This window comes from Dactylosporangium sp. NPDC005555 (assembly GCF_040605635.1).
Classification (GTDB): Bacteria; Actinomycetota; Actinomycetes; order Mycobacteriales; family Micromonosporaceae; genus Dactylosporangium.
The window spans coordinates 17,297-33,352 of the sequence record NZ_JBEXDG010000009.1; the positions used below are offsets into that span (position 1 = coordinate 17,297).

Annotated in this window: 10 protein-coding genes; 5 read left to right on the forward strand and 5 right to left on the reverse strand. The window is 73.5% G+C overall.

Annotated elements, in window-relative coordinates; translation table 11 throughout:
• Positions 1–7 precede the first annotated feature (7 nt).
• The gene (locus ABZS58_RS12485) at positions 8–5,083 is read left to right on the forward strand and encodes an amino acid adenylation domain-containing protein (RefSeq protein ID WP_354780590.1); all 5,076 of its coding nucleotides are present in this window, start codon (positions 8–10) and stop codon (positions 5,081–5,083) included.
• The gene (locus tag ABZS58_RS12490; RefSeq protein ID WP_354780592.1) at positions 5,080–6,747 is read left to right on the forward strand and encodes a condensation domain-containing protein; all 1,668 of its coding nucleotides are present in this window, start codon (positions 5,080–5,082) and stop codon (positions 6,745–6,747) included. The genes ABZS58_RS12485 and ABZS58_RS12490 overlap by 4 nt, the downstream gene beginning before the upstream one ends.
• Positions 6,748–6,853: 106 nt before the next feature.
• Here the strand turns inward: ABZS58_RS12490 and ABZS58_RS12495 are convergent, their stop codons facing one another.
• The 4 genes from ABZS58_RS12495 to ABZS58_RS12510 form a co-directional block, all read right to left on the reverse strand.
• On the reverse strand, positions 6,854–7,183 hold the full coding sequence (locus tag ABZS58_RS12495) for a hypothetical protein (protein WP_354780594.1): 330 nt from the start codon (positions 7,181–7,183) through the stop codon (positions 6,854–6,856).
• Positions 7,180–7,767: a sigma-70 family RNA polymerase sigma factor gene (locus tag ABZS58_RS12500; RefSeq protein ID WP_354780596.1), complete on the reverse strand. Its 588-nt coding sequence runs from the start codon at positions 7,765–7,767 to the stop codon at positions 7,180–7,182. Before ABZS58_RS12500 ends, ABZS58_RS12495 begins: the two co-directional genes overlap by 4 nt.
• 55 nt (positions 7,768–7,822) lie before the next feature.
• Positions 7,823–8,113 carry a hypothetical protein gene (locus tag ABZS58_RS12505; protein WP_354780598.1) on the reverse strand — a complete coding sequence of 97 codons (291 nt, stop codon included), beginning with the start codon at positions 8,111–8,113 and terminating at the stop codon, positions 7,823–7,825.
• Between the two features lie 144 nt (positions 8,114–8,257).
• Entirely contained in the window at positions 8,258–11,266 is a 3,009-nt protein-coding gene (locus ABZS58_RS12510; RefSeq protein WP_354780600.1) for a TIM-barrel domain-containing protein, read from the reverse strand.
• A gap of 283 nt (positions 11,267–11,549) precedes the next feature.
• On the opposite strand from ABZS58_RS12510, the gene ABZS58_RS12515 reads away from it, so the two are divergent.
• From ABZS58_RS12515 to ABZS58_RS12525, 3 genes are all read left to right on the forward strand, one after another.
• Complete coding sequence (locus ABZS58_RS12515; RefSeq protein WP_354780602.1) at positions 11,550–12,539, forward strand: LacI family DNA-binding transcriptional regulator; 990 nt, start codon at positions 11,550–11,552, stop codon at positions 12,537–12,539.
• A 163-nt stretch (positions 12,540–12,702) separates the two neighbouring features.
• Entirely contained in the window at positions 12,703–13,941 is a 1,239-nt protein-coding gene (locus ABZS58_RS12520) for a PQQ-binding-like beta-propeller repeat protein (protein ID WP_354780604.1), read from the forward strand.
• A 55-nt stretch (positions 13,942–13,996) separates the two neighbouring features.
• Complete coding sequence (locus ABZS58_RS12525) at positions 13,997–14,536, forward strand: hypothetical protein (protein ID WP_354780606.1); 540 nt, start codon at positions 13,997–13,999, stop codon at positions 14,534–14,536.
• 34 nt (positions 14,537–14,570) lie between these two features.
• On the opposite strand, the gene ABZS58_RS12530 is transcribed toward ABZS58_RS12525, so the two are convergent.
• A complete protein-coding gene (locus ABZS58_RS12530) occupies positions 14,571–15,872 on the reverse strand; it encodes a condensation domain-containing protein (RefSeq protein ID WP_354780608.1) in 1,302 nt (433 codons plus the stop codon).
• Between the last annotated feature and the right edge of the window lie 184 nt (positions 15,873–16,056).

Here is a 16,056-nt window from a genome sequence, read left to right on the forward strand (position 1 = left end):
AACCGCCGTGGAAACCGACGAACGTCACCCGGTCCTCGCCTCGCGCGGGCACCGCAGCCTGGTGGCGGCGCTGCGCGCGCAGGCCGCCCGGCAGCCGGACCGGCCCGCCTGCGCGTTCCTGGACCGGGACGGCGAGGCGACGGCCGAGGTCACCTACGCCGAGCTGGACCGCCTGGCCCGCGCCGGCGCGGTGGCGCTGCTGCGGCAGGTCCGGCCCGGCGACCGGGCGCTGCTGGTGCTGCCCACCTCACCCGACTTCGTCGTGGCGTTCCTGGCCTGCGCGTACGCCGGAGTCGTCGCGATTCCGGTGCCCTACCCGGACGGCCCGTCGGCCGGGCGCACGGCGCTGTCGCGGCTGCTCGGCATCGTCAAGGACGCCGAACCGGCCATCGTGCTCACCACCCCGGAGCTGGTCGACGCGCCCGCGGTCGACGAGCTGGGCGTCGGCGCGCGGGCGACAGTGCACGCCCTCCCGCTGGAGCTCGCCGGGCAGTGGCAGGACCCGGACCTCGGCCCGGACGCGCCGATCCTGCTGCAGTACACGTCCGGATCGACGAGCGAGCCGAAGGGCGTCGTGATCACGCACGGCAACGTGCTCGCGAACTCGTCCGCCACCGCCGGTGCCCTCGGCATGGCCGTCGACCCGATCACCGAGCCGCGCGTGGTCGGCTGGCTGCCGCTGTTTCACGACATGGGCCTCGGCCAGATGCTGATGTGCTTCTACCTCGGCGGGTTCATCGCGCTGATGTCGCCGATGGCGTTCGTGATGCGCCCTGTCGCCTGGCTGGAGGCGATGACCCGCTACCGGGCGAACATCAGCACCGGCCCCAACTTCGGCTACGAGCTGTGCGTCCGGCGGACCACCCCCGAGCAGCGGGCCGGCCTGGATCTCAGCGGCTGGCGGTACGCGCTGTGCGGCGCCGAACCGGTGCGCTGGGACACGCTGCGCGCCTTCGCCGACGCGTTCGCCCCCGCCGGGTTCGACGAGGCCGCGTTCCTGCCCTGCTACGGGTTGGCGGAGGCGACCCTCATGGTCAGCAGCGGCCGCCGGCCCGGCGACGCGCGGTTCGTCGACCTCGACGCGGAAACCCTGGAACGCGACGGCCTGCTGCGCCCACCGGCCGCCGGCGCGCGGCACCGGCGCCTGTCCGCCTGCGGCCGCCCGCCGGCCAACGTCGACGTGCGGATCGTCGACCCGCGGACGCGGCGGGAATGCCCGCCGGACCGGTCCGGCGAGATCTGGGTCGCCGGGCCCAGCGTCACCCCCGGCTACTGGCGGCAGCCCGCCGCCGACGCGGCGAAGGTCGGCGTCGGCCTCGACGGTGTGCCGGGCTTCCTGCGCACCGGCGACCTCGGCTTCCAGCGCGACGGGCAGGTCTACGTGCTGGGCCGCATGGACGACATGATCGTGCTGGACGGGCGCAACCACTACCCGCAGGACATCGAGCTGACCGTCGAGGCGGCGCACCCGGCGCTCGCCACCGGCCGGTCCGCGGTCTTCGGCTACCAGCACAACGGACAGTCGTGCCTCGGTGTCGTCGCCGAGACCGCCGCCCGGGTCCGGCTCGTCGCCGACGACGGCGCCGTCGCCGGCGACGATCTCGGCCGCAACGAGGTGCGCTACGACGAGGTGCTCCGCGCGGTCAACCGGCGGGTCGCTGAGGAGCACCAGGTCGGCGTCACCGCCGCGCTCCTGCTCAAACCCGGTGGCCTGCCCCGCACCACGAGCGGCAAGGTGCGGCGCCGGCAGAGCCGGGACCTGTACCTTGCCGGTGAGCTCAAGTCCTGGCTGCCCGCCCCGGCGCTGCCTGTCGCCGACGAGCCGGCCGTGCCGGTCGAGGACGTGGCAGTGCCGGTCGACGAGCCGGCCGAGGACGAGGTCTCCTTCCTCGCGAGTGTCGCGTCGCTGGCGCAGGAACGGCTGTGGTTCTACGACCAGCTCGCGCCCGGCACGTCCACGTACAACCTGGGCGGCGCCGTCGACATCGAGGGCGACCTCGACGTCGGCGACCTGGCCGCGGCGCTGCGTGAATGCGTCGACCGGCACGAGAGCCTGCGGACGTGTTTCGCCGTCGACGGCGGCGTCCTGCGGCAGCTCGTCGCCGACAGCCTCGAGGTGCCCCTGCCGGTCACCGACCTGCCGGTGCCGGCCGGTCCCGGCGCCGACGCCGCGATCGGGGAGCTGGCGGCGCGGGAGCACGCCCGGCCGTTCGACCTGGAGCGGCTGCCGCTCGCGCGGTTCCGGCTGGTGCGGGTCGCCGAGCGGCACCACGTCCTGCTGGTCACCCTGCACCACATCATCGCCGACGACTGGTCCCTCGCCATCTTCGTCCGCGAGCTCGTCGCCCGCTACGACGGGCACCGCACCGGCGCGGCGCCCCGCCTGCAACCCCTGCCGCTGCAGTACGCCGACTACGCCGCCTGGCAGCGTGACCTCGTCGAACGCGGCGCCGTCGAGCCGCATCTGCGGTACTGGCGGGAGAAGCTCGACGGACTGTCCACACTGGACCTGCCCACCGACCGCACCCGCCCGCCGGTCGAGAGCTTCCGGGGCGCGACGTGGCGCACCGAGATCGCCCCGGACCTCGCCGACCGGCTGCGACGGCTCAGCCGCGACGAAGGCGTCACGCTGTTCATGACCCTGCTCGCCGGCTTCAACGTGCTGCTGTCCAGGCACAGCGGACAGGCGGACATCGTGGTCGGCACCCCGATCGCCAACCGTGGCCGGCACGAGCTGCACGGCATCATCGGGCTGTTCCTCAACATGCTCGTGCTGCGCACCGACCTCGGCGGCCGGCCGACCCTGCGCGACGTGATCCGGCGCACCGCCGAGACGTGCAAGGCGGCGTTCGACCATCAGGACGCGCCGTTCGACCGGGTCGTCGGCGCGCTCGCCCCGCACCGTGACCCGAGCCGCCACCCGCTGTTCCAGGTGATCTTCCAGGTCCTCGACGACGACCTGCGCGGCGTGACGATGCACGGCGCCACCCTGCACCCGCGGAACACGGCGACGGACACCGTGAAGCTGGACATGTCGTGCACCGTCAACGACACCGGCGCCGGCCTCGTCGTCGAGCTGCAGTACGCGACCGACCTGTGGGACGAGCCGACGATCGACCGGTTCACCCGAGGGTGGGTGCGCCTCCTGGAAGCGATGTGCACCCGGATCGACGACGCGGCGTCGGTACCGTCGCTGCTGTCGCCGGACGAGTCCGCCGGGATCGTCGCCGGGTGGAACGACACGGCCCGGCGGCAGCCGGAGCATCCGGTGATCGACGGTCTCTTCCGGGCCCGGGCCGCGCTGTGCCCCGACGCGGTGGCGGTGACCGAAGGGACGCTCGCCTGGACGTACCGTGAGCTCGACGCCCGCAGCGACGACCTCGCCGCCGCCCTGCGCGACGCGGGGGTGCGCACCGACGTGCCGGTGGGTCTGCATCTGGGGCGCTGCGCGGACCTGGTGGTGGGCATGCTCGGCGTGCTCAAGGCCGGCGGCGCCTACCTGGTGCTCGACCCCGGCTATCCGCAGGAGCGGCTGCGGTTCATGGCTCGCGACGCGAGGATCGCCGCCGTCGTCACCCGCGACCCTTCCTGGTTCGCCGGGCAGCTCCCCGTCGTCGGCTTCACGCAACCCGCTTCCGCCGTCACGGTCGCCGCCGCATCGGCCCCGGACAGCCTGGCCAACATCATGTACACGTCGGGGTCGACCGGACAGCCCAAGGGCGTCGGCATCCCGCACCGGGCCGTGGTGCGGCTCGTCGTGGACACCGGCCATGTCACGATCGGCCCGGACGACGTCGTGCTGTTCACCGCCGACCCGGCGTTCGACACCACCACGTTCGTGGTCTGGTCGGCGCTGCTCAACGGCGCCCGGCTGGCCGTCGTCCCCGGCGACCAGCCGCTCGGCGCCGCGGAGCTGGCGGCGGCGATCAGCGCGGCCGGCGCGACCGTGGTCCGCCTGACCCCGGCGCTGTTCAACCTGGTCGCCGACACCGAACCCGAGGTGTTCCGGGGGCTGCGCCACCTGATCGTCGGCGGCGACGTCCTCGACCCGGACCGGGCGCGGCGCGTGCTGGACGCCGGGGGACCGCGGTGCTTCCTCAACGCGTACGGACCGACCGAGATCACCGTCTCCGCCACGGTGCATCCCGTCGAGGCCGGCTCGCTGACCGGGCCGAGCGTGCCCATCGGCCGGCCGATCACCAACACGACCGCGTATGTCCTCGACCCGGAGCTGCGACCCGTCCCGGTCGGTGTCGCGGGGGAGCTGCTGGTCGGTGGCCCGGGACTCGCCCGCGGCTACCTGCACCGGCCCGGCCTGACCGCGGAGCGGTTCGTGCCCGACCCGTTCGGCCCGCCCGGCGGCCGGCTCTACCGCACCGGTGACCAGGTCCGGTGGCTCGCCGACGGCAGCCTGCAGTTCCTGGGCCGGCTGGACCGGCAGGTGAAGATCCGCGGGTACCGCATCGAACCCGGCGAGATCGAGTCCGCGCTGCGCACGGTCGACGGCGTCGGCGGGGCCGTGGTGACGGTCCGGGACCCGGCGGGCGACAAGCGCCTCGTCGCCTACGTCGAGGTCGGCGCCGAGCCTTCGGTGTCCGTCGCCGACCTGCGTGCCGCGCTCGCCGCCCGGCTGCCGTCCTACCTGGTGCCGGGGCAGTTCGTGCTGCTGGAGCGGCTGCCGCTCACCCGTACCGGCAAACTCGACCTCCAGGCGCTGCCCGCCCCGTCCGGCGGCACCCGCGACGACGGGGTCGTCGGCGTCGCTTATGTCGCGCCCGGCACGGACGTGGAGCAGCGGCTCCACGACATCTGGGCGGGCTTCCTCGGCGTGCCCCGCATCGGCGTGCACGACGACTTCTTCCACCTCGGCGGCCACTCGCTGCTCGCGACCGTGGTCGTCGCCGCGATCCGCGACCAGCTGGGTGTCGCGCTGGCGCTGCGGGAGTTCTTCGAGCGGCCGACGATCGCCGGGCTGGCCGCGTCGCTCGCGGCGCCGGCCGACGACGGCCTGGACTTCCTCGACGACCTGGCCGACGCGCTGGCCGCTTCGCAGCCTGTCGCACCGCCCCGGGATCTGCCGTGACGTCGGCGCTGGAGGCGGCGCGTCGGCTGTCCGCACCGCAGCGGGCGGAGCTGCGGCTGCGCCTGTGGCGGCGGGGACTGTCCGGCGCCGCCGTCGGCCTGGCGGACGAGGACCCGGCGCCGGCGTCGTGCGGCCAGCGCGCCATGGTGTACCTGCACCAGCTCGCCCCGATGAGCCCGGCCTACAACACCCCCGTGCAGTGCCGCCTGTCCGGCCCACTCGACGAGGACGCGCTCCGACACGCGCTCGACGAGCTGGTCCGCCGGCACGACATCCTGCGCACGACGCTGCCATTGGATGCCGGACGGCCCGTGCAACGCATCGCGCGGTCGTCGCCTCCGCTGCTGGAGGTTCTCACCCCGTCTTCGTCGAGTTCGGAGGAGGAGGCGGTGGCGGCTTCGCGCCGCACGCCGTTCGACCTGTCGGCCGGTCCCCTGGTGCGGGCCCGGCTGCTGCGGCTCGACGACCGCGAGTCGCTGCTCCTGCTGACGTTCCACCACGCCGTCATCGACGGCTGGTCGATCGGCGTGCTCACCCACGAGCTCAGCGAGCTCTACACCGCGGCGGTCGCCGGCCGCCCCGCCGCGCTGCCCCCAGCGGTGCCGCAGTACGCGGAGTACGCCCGATGGCAGCAGGAGTGGCTCGACAGCGACCAGGCCCGGCGCAGCCTCTCGTACTGGCTGACCCAGCTCGCCGATCCGCCGGACCCGCTGCCGCTGCCCGCCGACCACTCGCGTCCGGCCGGTCACGCCCTGCGCGGCGCGGTCCACGACGTCCTGCTGCCGGCGGCGCTGCGGGACCGCCTCGACGCGGTGGCCCGCCGCTGCGGCGCCACCCAGTTCATGGTGCTGTTCGCCCTGTTCCAGGTCCTGCTGTCCCGGGTGACCGGCGCCGAGGACATCCTGGTCGGCACCCAGCTGGCCAACCGCCGCCACACCGAGCTGCACAACCTGGTCGGCTACGTCTCCAACGTCGTCGTCCTGCGCGGCCGCCCACGACAGGCTTCGTCGTTCGCCGCGTTCCTGGCGTCGGTACGGACGACCTGCCTGGACGCCTACGAGCACCAGGAGCTTCCCCTCGACGTCGTCGTCCGGCACCTCGCCCCGCGGCGACCGGCCGGCCGCAATCCGCTGTTCCAGGTCGGCTGCACCCTGCACAACACCCCATCGCCGGTGACCACGGCCGCCGGACCGACCATCACGCCGCTGGACGCGGCCGGGGACGAGGGGGCCCGGCTCGACCTGGAACTGGACGCCCGCGACAGCCCCGAGGGCCTGCGCTGCTCGTTCACCTACGCGGCCGACCTGTTCGACGCCGGTACCGTGGCGGAATGGGCGGACGCGCTCGTCGCACTGGCCCGCGAGGTCGCCGACGACCCGGACACGGACCTCCGGCCTTCGCCGGCCGCGCCGCGTCCTGCCTCCCCGCCACCGGTCCTGGCGTCCGTGCCCGCCGGCGACCTCTCCCGGACGGTCGATGGGCTGTTCGCTTCGGTGCTGGACGTGCCCGTGGTCGACCCGGACGCCGACTTCTTCGACCTCGGCGGCCACTCTCTGCTCGCGGTGGAGCTGGCGGCCCGGCTCGGCGCGCCGTTCAGCCTGTCCGAGTGGTTGGCGGGACCGGCCACCGCCCGGCGCGCCGCACACCTGCTGCGGAGGTCGTAGCCGTCACGTGCCGGGTTCGCGAACGTCCACGGTCGAACCACCGCGGCGGCCGGCCACCGCGTCATGCGCGGAGGTGCCGGCCGCCGCGAACCAGGCTTCCGTCTGATCAGCGGGCACTGGGCGACGACGACGGCGACGCCGGTGACGGTGACGGTGACGGTTCCGATGACGGTGTGCCGGACGAGACCGACGGCGACGGTGTGACCACGGTCGGCGGCTGCTGGGGCGGCGAGCCGGTCGGGCGCAGCAGGACGATCGTGACAGCCACGAGCAGCAGCAGCGCGGCGGCCCAGCCGGCCCGCCAGGTGAGCACGCCCGCCGGGCGGCGGGCCGGCAGTGCGGTCGGGGGGAGTGCCGGGCGCAGGTGTTCCGGGGTGACCCGGGCCGCCCGGGCGGCGAGCGCCGAGCGCAGGCGCTCCTCGATGGGTGCGTTCATCGCCGCGGCCCCGACAGTGCGTCCCGCAGGATCGTCAGTGCCCGGCTGGCCGTCGACTTCACGGTGCCGGGGGACACCCGCAGCACCTCGGCGATCTCCCGCTCGGACAGTTCCGACCAGTACCGCAGCACCACCACCTGGCGCTGGCGGACGGTCAGCCGCGCCAGCGCCGCCAGTACCGCCGGATCCTGCTCCGGGAGCAGGGCCTCGTCCTCCGCGGCCGGCACGGATGCCGGTGGTGGCGGCACGTAGGCGCGGGCACTGCGGCGCCGGCGCAGCACCGACCGCGCCGCGTTCATCACGCCCGCCGTCAGGTAGGCGTGCGGGTCGGTGATCGTGTGCAGGTCCGCACCGTGCCGCTGGTACAACGCGGCGAACACGTCCTGCACGACGTCCTCGGCGGTGGGCAGGTCGTCGACCATGAGGACGGCCAGCCGCACCAGGCTGAGGCGCCGCGCGTGATACAGCTCGTTGATCGCCGGCGGGCCGTCCCGGCGCGGGGTGCGCCGGGACGCGGACGTGCCGGACAGCACCTGGCGCAGCACGCGCAGCAGGGGCAAGGGCAGGCGGAGCGTGAGCGTCATGGTGCTCGCAGGTCAGGGGACGGGCACGCGACGATACCGTGGTTCCGGACCGGCGTCACTGTCGCGGCGACGGCGACGGCAACGGCAGCGCCGTCGAGGAGTTCGGCACCGGTGACGGCCGGACGGACGACATCCCCGGCGACGGCGTTGCCGACGGGGTCCGCGGCACCGGCGACGGCAGGACCGGCGACGATTCCGGTGACGGCAGGACCGACGAGGACACCGGCGACGGCACCGCCGGCGGTGGCGCAGCGTCGTCGGCGAACGCGACGGCGGACACCGCGCCGATCGCGGCTACGGCGGCCGCGCACGCGACGTACGCGACGGAACGAATCTTCAGGCGCATCACGGTACTCCAGAGGATGAGGTACGGGCTTCCGTAGCGATAGACGCACGGCGCCACCGAAGGTTGGCTCCTCAGGAGTGACCTGGGTCACGGCGTACGGATGGCCGGCCGGTGGTGACACCGGCCGGCCGGTCCGTCATGGGCTCAGCTGATGGTCAGGCTGTCGATGTTCGCCCCGTTGGCGCCGGTGGTAGTCGCCCGGACGGCGATCTGGCTGCCGGCGGGCAGGTTGGCGGTGAACGAGGTGGTGGCCCACGTGGCCCAGCCGCCGGTGGGGTTGAACGCCAGCGCGCTGTTCACGGTGGCGCCATTGACCGAGATCGACAGCGGGCGGTTGGCGGTGCCGGCGTTGGCGTAGCGGAAGGTCAGCGTCCGGGTGCCGGCGGTGGGCACGTTGACGGTCCACTGGACGTAGCCGCCGCTGCCCGAGGTGTCGGCGAAGTCGACGAAGCCCGTGCCGGTGTAGTCCGGGTGGCGGGTGTCGATGACGGCGCCGCTGAGCGTGGCCCGCTCCGCCTGGTAGACGGTGCCGCCGGTGACGGCGGGGAAGGCGGCGCCGCTCGGCTCGACCGTGGCCGCCACGCCGCCGCCGGTGACGACGGGGATGGACGCGGTGACGACGGACAGGATCTTCCGGCCGGTGTCCCACACGGTGCCGCCGCCGCTGGTGATGGCGGTGGCTTCGCTGGTGTACGCCGGAAGCGTCGCGCCGCCGTTGACCCGCATGCCGACGGGCGCCGTCAGCCCGTGGACGCGCACGACGTACCGGCGGGTGGCGGGGGCGCCGGTGTAGGTGCCCTGCGGGTGGCGGATCGTGGCTCTGGTCGCGCCGTCGGTCCAGGTCAGGGCGGTGACGCTGGTGGCGCCGGCGGTGCGGTACGACTCGCTGACGCCGTCGTCCTCGATGAGGTTGAAGGTGCCGTCGGCGCCGGCCCAGACCTCCAGCTCGAGCTGCCGCTTGTTCACGAACGCGGTGCTCTGCGCGTACGGATACTTCGGCAGGATCGCGCCGGCCTTGACGAACAGGATGATCTCGCCGGTGTGCGTGACGTACGGCAGGTCGGCGGCGTCCGTCCCGGCGTGCTTGACGTCGGCCCAGAAGTTGTACCAGGTGCTCCAGGCGGGCAGCCACACGTTCTGGGTGGCCCCGCCGTCGGAGATCACCGGCGCGACGAGCAGCGACGGCCCCCACATGTACTGCAGGTCGTGCGAGTACGCGTTCGGCCGGTTCTGGTAGTCGACGACCATGGCGCGGGCCATCGGCATCCCGGTGGCGGCGGCCTCGTGGGCGAGACTGTAGATGTACGGCAGCAGCGTGTACCGCAGCTCGCTGTACTTGCGGAAGTCCGCCTGACTGGCCGCGTTCTGGTCGAGCGGCCAGCGGGACGCGACGGCGCCCTGGGAGGACGTGCTGGCCCCGCTGTGCGGCCGCCAGATCGGTGACAGGCTCGACCACGCGGCCGGCCAGTTGCGGTAGAACGCCTCGGAGATCAGGCCGGTCCCGGGCGCGCCGTGAAAGCCGCCGCCGTCGATGTTGGAGAAGGGGAAGCCGCCCAGACCGCCCACCTGCATGCCCCGGATCTGCTGCTGCATCTCGTCATACGTGGACGCGATGTCGCCGGTCCAGTAGTGGCCGTAGCGCTGCTGCCCGGCCGACGCGCCGCGGCTCCAGGTCCACGGGCGTCTGGCGGTGCCGATGTGCCCGGCCGTCTGCGGGTCCCAGCCCTCCTCGCCGACGCCCTTGTGCAGGTAGAAGAAGTACGCGTTGCGCAGCTCCGACCACTTCTTGCCGCCGGCGGAGTCGGCGTTGTAGGGGATGGGGCCGAGTTCGTCGGTCTCGTCGAGCCAGAGGCCGGCGCCCGGATACCGCAGCGTCGGGTTCAGGGCCTTGGACCAGAAGACGTTCCACACCCAGGTCCGGGTGGCGGGGTTGCTCCAGTCGGGCACCGAGCCGCTGTCGGCGACCCCGGTGAGGTCGGCCGCCTTGAAGCTGTACCCGGGCGGCGGCCCGCCGACCCAGCCGGCCATGAGGTTGGAGTTGTTGCGGTTGTAGTCCAGCGTCATCGTCACGCCGTTGTCGGCGGCCCACGCCTGGTAGCCTGCCGGGTCGGGCCAGCGCACCGGGCTGAACTCGAACCACGAGCCGCCCCACGCGCCGGTCCCGGACCGCCAGCGGTTGTCGTTGACGTGATGGTCGAAGGCGAAGCCGGCGTTGCGGTGAGCAGTGATCTTCGTGCGCCACCAGTTCTGGTCGCTGACGTCGGGGAAGTTCTTGTCGGACATGTGCAGGCCGAAGATGGCCAGCTGGGGCAGGCGCGGGCGGCCGGTCAGCTGGGTGTACCGGTCGAGCAGCTTCGCGAACTCCGGGCCGTTGATGAGGAAGTAGTCCATCTGGGGCCGGGCGCCGGCGGTGGCGTGGTCGTCGGCGGCGAACGCGTAGTCCCGGCCGGCGCCGCTGGCGAAGGAGAAGGTGGCGTCGAACGTCGTGTTGAAGAAGACGCCGTACCCCTTGGTGGACAGGTACAACGGCACGATCGCGGGCGCCTGGTCGGAGCGGACGATGCCGTAGTTGTGCGCCACGACGTCACCGGTGCGGTCGAGCCGGGGCGAGCGCCCGTACAGCCCGTGCCCCGCCTTGATGAAGTGCTCGTCGGCGGGCGGCGGGACGAAGGCCTCGGTGACGACGCTGTTGTTGGTGCCGCCCCAGGTGATGCTGCGGGTCGCGTCCTCCTTCGCCAGGAGGGTGCCGGTGCCGCGGTGGTAGAACTCCAGCCGCAGCGGGTCCTTCTGCAGCACGATCCGGATGCCGTCGGCGGCGCCGGTGACGATCGTCAGGCTCGTGCCGGCGTCGGTGACGGTGAGGCTGCCGCCCATGCCCGCGTGGTTGGCGGGGACGACCATCTCGTACCGCGTGTCGGCGAAGAACGTCTCGCCGCTACGGATCGCGCGGACCCGCACGATCTGGTTGCCGTAGGCGGTGATCCTCAACCGCTGGCCGGTGCTGCTGGTGACGGTGACGCTGCGGGCATCGGTCACGTGGCCGGCGTAGTTGCCCAGCTGTTCCCCGACGGCGGCGTCGGCCCGGGTCGGCGCCCCGGCGACGGCCCCGGCCGTCAGCCCGGCGGCGATACCGAGCACGTTTCTTCTCTTCATCGCGTCGACTCTCCTCGACAGGTGCGGGCGAATCCGTTGCGCGGCGTGCCGCGGTGCGCCGGCTCGGCTGCCGGCGTCGGAGGGCGCGCAACAGTGCGCGGGCGACTTGGGTCTCCTGGCGGGTTGGCGGTTGGAGCGCCTGGAAACGGTTCCCACAGTGGTCCGCTCCAATCAGTTTTGTCAATACCTTGCAATAGACCGATATCGCATCGACGAGCATCGTGCTAAGGTCTGGCGACTGACAAGATCTGGAACCGCTTCCAGCAATCGTGAGGAGTCGTGCATGGCGGCGACGATCAAGGACGTCGCCCGGCTGGCCGGGGTCTCCCAGTCATCGGTGTCCCGCACGCTCGCCGCGCCGGACCAGGTGCGGGCCGACACCCGCGCGCGGGTCGAGCGGGCCGTCGCGCAGCTCGGGTACGAGCCGAACCGGATCGCCCGGGGCCTCAGCACCGGACGCACCGGCACCATCGGATTCCTGGTGCCGGACATCGCCAATCCGTTCTTCCCCGGCATCGTCAAGGCCGCCCAGCGCCGATCCCGGGAGTTCGGGCTCGCCGTCCTGCTGGCCGACTCCGACGAGGACCCCGCCACCGAGACGGACCTCATCCGGACGCTGACGAAGCAGGTCGACGGCTTCGTGCTGTGCGCGCCCCGCGCCGGCGACGACGACCTGCGCTCCGTCTGCGGCGACGTGCCGGTGGTCCTGCTCAATCGCCGCGTCGGCCAGCTGCCGTCGATCATCTTCGACAACGCCGACGGCATCCGCCAGGCGCTCGCCCACCTCGCCGCCCTCGGCCACCGCCGGGTCGCCTACGTCGCCGGCCCCCGCACCTCCTGGGTCAACCGGGAGCGGCTCCGCGCCGTCCGCACCGGCGCCGCCGGCCTGGGCCTCGACCTGTTCGAGCCGGGCAACGTGTCACCCGACCTCGAGGGCGGCGTCGCCGTCGCCGACCTGGTCCTGGCCGCATCCGTCACCGCGGTCGTCGCGTACAACGACATGATCGGGCTGGGCCTGCTCAGCCGCTTCAACGCCCGCGGCGTCACCGTCCCCGGCGACGTCAGCATCGTCGGCTTCGACGACATCCCCGCCTCGGCCCTCGTCAGCCCCGCCCTGACCACCGTCAGCCAGCCGAAGGACCAGTGCGGCCGGGCGGGCATCGACCTGCTCGCCGATCTCCTCAACGACCGCGACCGCCCGGGCGGCACCCGCGTCTGTCTGCCGACCCGCCTGATCGTCCGCGGCTCCACCGGCCCGGCCCCACGGCCGTAAGCGGACGAGGTCAGCAGGGGCGTCCACCGCGACCTGACCGCGTTCACCACCACGCTCGCCGCCTGGGCCGCCGGGCACACCGGCGACGGCCCGGCCTTCACCGCCACCGTCGGCACCGCGTTCCCGTTCACCGCGCCACTGGGTATTGCGTGACACTGATGAGGTGATCGACCTCGACATCGGCGGCCCGGGCAGGGCGGCGCCGGCACCGGTGCGGCGGGCGCGTCGTCGCTGGTGGCTGCTGGGACTGCTGGTCATGCTCGTGCTGCCCGTCGGTGGCCCGGCCTTGCCGCCGTCGCCGTCGGTCGTGCTGGCCGGCGACGGGATCGGCGACATGCGGGCCGACGGCGACTCGTTGGTCCTGCTCATGCGCACCGCCGTGGCGGCGTACCGGATGCCGGGCGGCGCCCGCCGGTGGAGCGTCCCGGTCGAGCCCGGCGCGCGGCTTCTCGCCGCGTCGCGGGGCCGGGTGGTGGTGTCCGCGAAGTCACCGGCCACCGGCGCGATCGGCCTCGTCGGCCTGGACGCCGCCACCGGCGCCGAGGTCTGGCGGCTCGACGGGTACGCGCCGTCCCTCCCGTCCGGCGAGGGCCCGCCGGGGGTGCTGATCGCCCGCACGGAACGGGCGATCGACGGGCGCCTGCTGGGCCTCGACATCGGCACGGGCGCGGTGCGATGGGAGCTCGCCACGCCCTCGGTCCGCCGCGTACTGCCGGCGGCCGACGGCCGGCCCGCGATCGCCGACCTCGACCCCGGCGGCCCGCTGCGCATCCGCGACGCCGCCTCGGCCGTGGTCGTGCGCACGGTCGAGCTGCCCGCCCTCGGCGCGGTCGACGGCTTCGACATCTCCGGCGACCGGCTGCTCGTCTACCGCTTCGAGCGCAGCACGCTGCTGGACACCGCCGTGTTCGACCTGACGACCGGCCGCCGGCTGTGGCAGCACACCGACATGGCGGCATCCGGCGGGCTGTGGTGGTGCGGGACCTTGCTGTGCACCGGCAGCGTCGGCAGGACCACGGTCGTGGACCCCGACACCGGCGACGCGCGGTGGAGCGTCTCGGGCTGGACGGACCTCGGCCCGTTCGACGCCGGACACATGTGGGCGACCGAGCCGACCCCCAACGCCGCCGACCCGGCGCTCGGCCCCGTGGTCCTGGACGCGGCGACGGGCCGGGTCGTGCGCCGGTTCGGCGCGTGGGATGTCGTCGCGGCCCTGCCGGGCCATGCCGCCCTGGTCACCGACCGCAACCCCGGCGGCTCGCTGGTCGGCCGCATGGACCTCGGCACCGGCGCGGTGACGGTGCTGGGCCGCGCGGAGCACTGGCCGGCGCCGCCGAAGTGCCTCGCCACCACGAGACTGGTGGCCTGCCACCGCGAGCGGGTGTCGGTCTGGCTGCTGTAGTCCCGTCGCCGAAACCCGACAGCCTGCGGCCGCTCGTGGGCCCTATCGTCGGACCGTGTCCCGATGGCTCCGGCTCTTCGCCCCCGCCGGCCTGGCGCTGACCGCGGCGGTCCTGCCCGCCGGTCCCGCGTCGGCCGCCCCCTGCGGCTCGAACTGTGTCCGGTACCAGGCGGACATCACCATCGCGGGATGGACCGCGCCGATCACGGTCATCCCCGGCGGCACGCACACCATCACGCTGCGGGTGACCAACACGGGCTGGCGCACTGGCAGCCCCACCACCCCGCCCATGCCCGGCATCGGTCCCGCCTCGGGCCCGGTGTGGGTCACCGTCCGGCCGAGCTCCGTGGACGAACGCCCGCTCGCCGACTACCACGACGGCGGCCCCGCCTTCCCGTGCCAGGCCGCCTCCGGCAACGGCCTGTACTGCGGCACCGACACCATCCCGTCGGGCGAGACCGGCCAGTTCACCATCGTCTACCGCGCCCCCACCGTGCCGGGCACGTACACGTTCTCGATCTACGCCGACAGCTACCGGTGGACGGAGTACGACGAGAACAACAACCGCCTGACGTTGACCTACCAGGTCGGCTGAGGGCTGCCGGCGATCAGCGAGCACCGCGGACCGGTCAGGCTGTCGCCGCAGCGAGGGCCAGCGACTCCATGCGGCGCAGCAGGGCCTCGGCGTCGGCCGGGGAGACGTAGTCGGTGTCGACCTGGACGGTGAGGCGCATCGTGCCGGGCGCGTCGTCGACGTGGACGAACAGCGGCTCGGTCGCCGGCGCGTCCTGCCGGAGGACCCACCGCAGCCCGGCCGGGACCGATCGGTCAGCGGCCGCAGCGAGCTCCTGCTCCCGGTCGGTGCCGCGGCGGTCGTTGTAGAAGCAGCCGAGCTCGATGTCGGCGCCGCGTTCGTGGGCCACCCGGCGCAGCAGCGCGGCCGCCTCGTCGGGGTCGAAGTAGGCGTACTTGAACGCCGACAGTGCCTGGCGCTTGGTGCGTTCCAGCAGCTCGTCGAACGGTGTGCCGCCGATCTCCAGCATCAGCAGCCCGGCCTGTACGAGGGTGCAGACCACATCGGACAGGCCGGCGCGGAAGCGGTTGCTCACCGTCAGCCGGATCGCGACCGGGTCGTTGCCGCTGACCGCGGCGAGCGACGCGGCGTACAGGGCGATCATGACGGTGGAGGAGTCGACGCCGGTGCGTCGCACGATCGCGTGCAGGGCGCGGCGCAGGTCCGGTGAGGTGAACTCGCCCTGCCAGTACCGCGGCCCGGTGCGCTCGACCGGGTCGCCGAACCGGCGGGGTCCCACCGTGCGCAGCGCGCGCTCCCAGTGCCGCATGGCCGCGGCGTTGTGCCGCAGGCCGGCGGCGGAGCGCTGCCAGGCCGCCTGGTCGAGGGGCTGCTGCCCGGTGACCGGCGCGGGGTTGAGGACCGCGACGTCGGCGAGCATGACCGCGGCGCCGGTGGCGTCGAGGGCGAAGTGGCTCAGCAGCGCGACCAGGTGGGTGAGCTCGCCTCGGCTGCGGACGGCGGCCATCCGGATCGGCCACTCCGCGGTGAAGTCGAGGTCGGTGTCGCGGTACCGCTCGTGCACCCGCTGGGCGAGCGCGTCGCCGTCCTCGTCGCCGGCGTCGAACACCTCGAGGGTGATCTCGCCGGAGCCGGCCACCACCTGGACCGGCGCGTCGCCGTCGGGCAGCCGCAGCCGGGTGCGCAGCGACGGGAACCGGCTCAGCAGGTACCGCAGCTCACCCGCGACACGGTCGACGGTGGTGCCGGCGGCGAGAGGCTGGACACCGCCGAGCGGCAGCCAGGTCTTCTGCCGCAGGATGGCGGCCCAGTTCTCCGCCTGCCCCCAGGAGAGGGGGCCCTCGCCGGCGCCGTCGCCCTCGAACCGCACCACGACCCGCTCGGCCAGTGCCTCCATGTGTACAACCTCCGGACCGGCCTGCCATGAACTTGCAAAAGTATGAGCGCAATCGGCGCACGACTTTGCCGACTTCTTGCAATCGCGACGTTCAAGGTTGCAGATCTGCCACTGCCCGTCAACACCCGATCGGACCGCCGATGGCCATCCAGGCTCAAGGTGCCGGTCGGCGTACCGATAGGTG

Excerpts from the sequence above, each read along its gene's own strand:
- ABZS58_RS12495 (WP_354780594.1), bottom strand. The coding sequence starts at position 7,183 with ATGAACGCACCCATCGAGGAGCGCCTGCGCTCGGCGCTCGCCGCCCGG.
- ABZS58_RS12515 (WP_354780602.1), top strand. The coding sequence starts at position 11,550 with ATGGCGGCGACGATCAAGGACGTCGCCCGGCTGGCCGGGGTCTCCCAG.
- ABZS58_RS12510 (WP_354780600.1), bottom strand. The coding sequence starts at position 11,266 with ATGAAGAGAAGAAACGTGCTCGGTATCGCCGCCGGGCTGACGGCCGGG.
- ABZS58_RS12500 (WP_354780596.1), bottom strand. The coding sequence starts at position 7,767 with ATGACGCTCACGCTCCGCCTGCCCTTGCCCCTGCTGCGCGTGCTGCGC.
- ABZS58_RS12530 (WP_354780608.1), bottom strand. The coding sequence starts at position 15,872 with ATGGAGGCACTGGCCGAGCGGGTCGTGGTGCGGTTCGAGGGCGACGGC.
- ABZS58_RS12505 (WP_354780598.1), bottom strand. The coding sequence starts at position 8,113 with ATGCGCCTGAAGATTCGTTCCGTCGCGTACGTCGCGTGCGCGGCCGCC.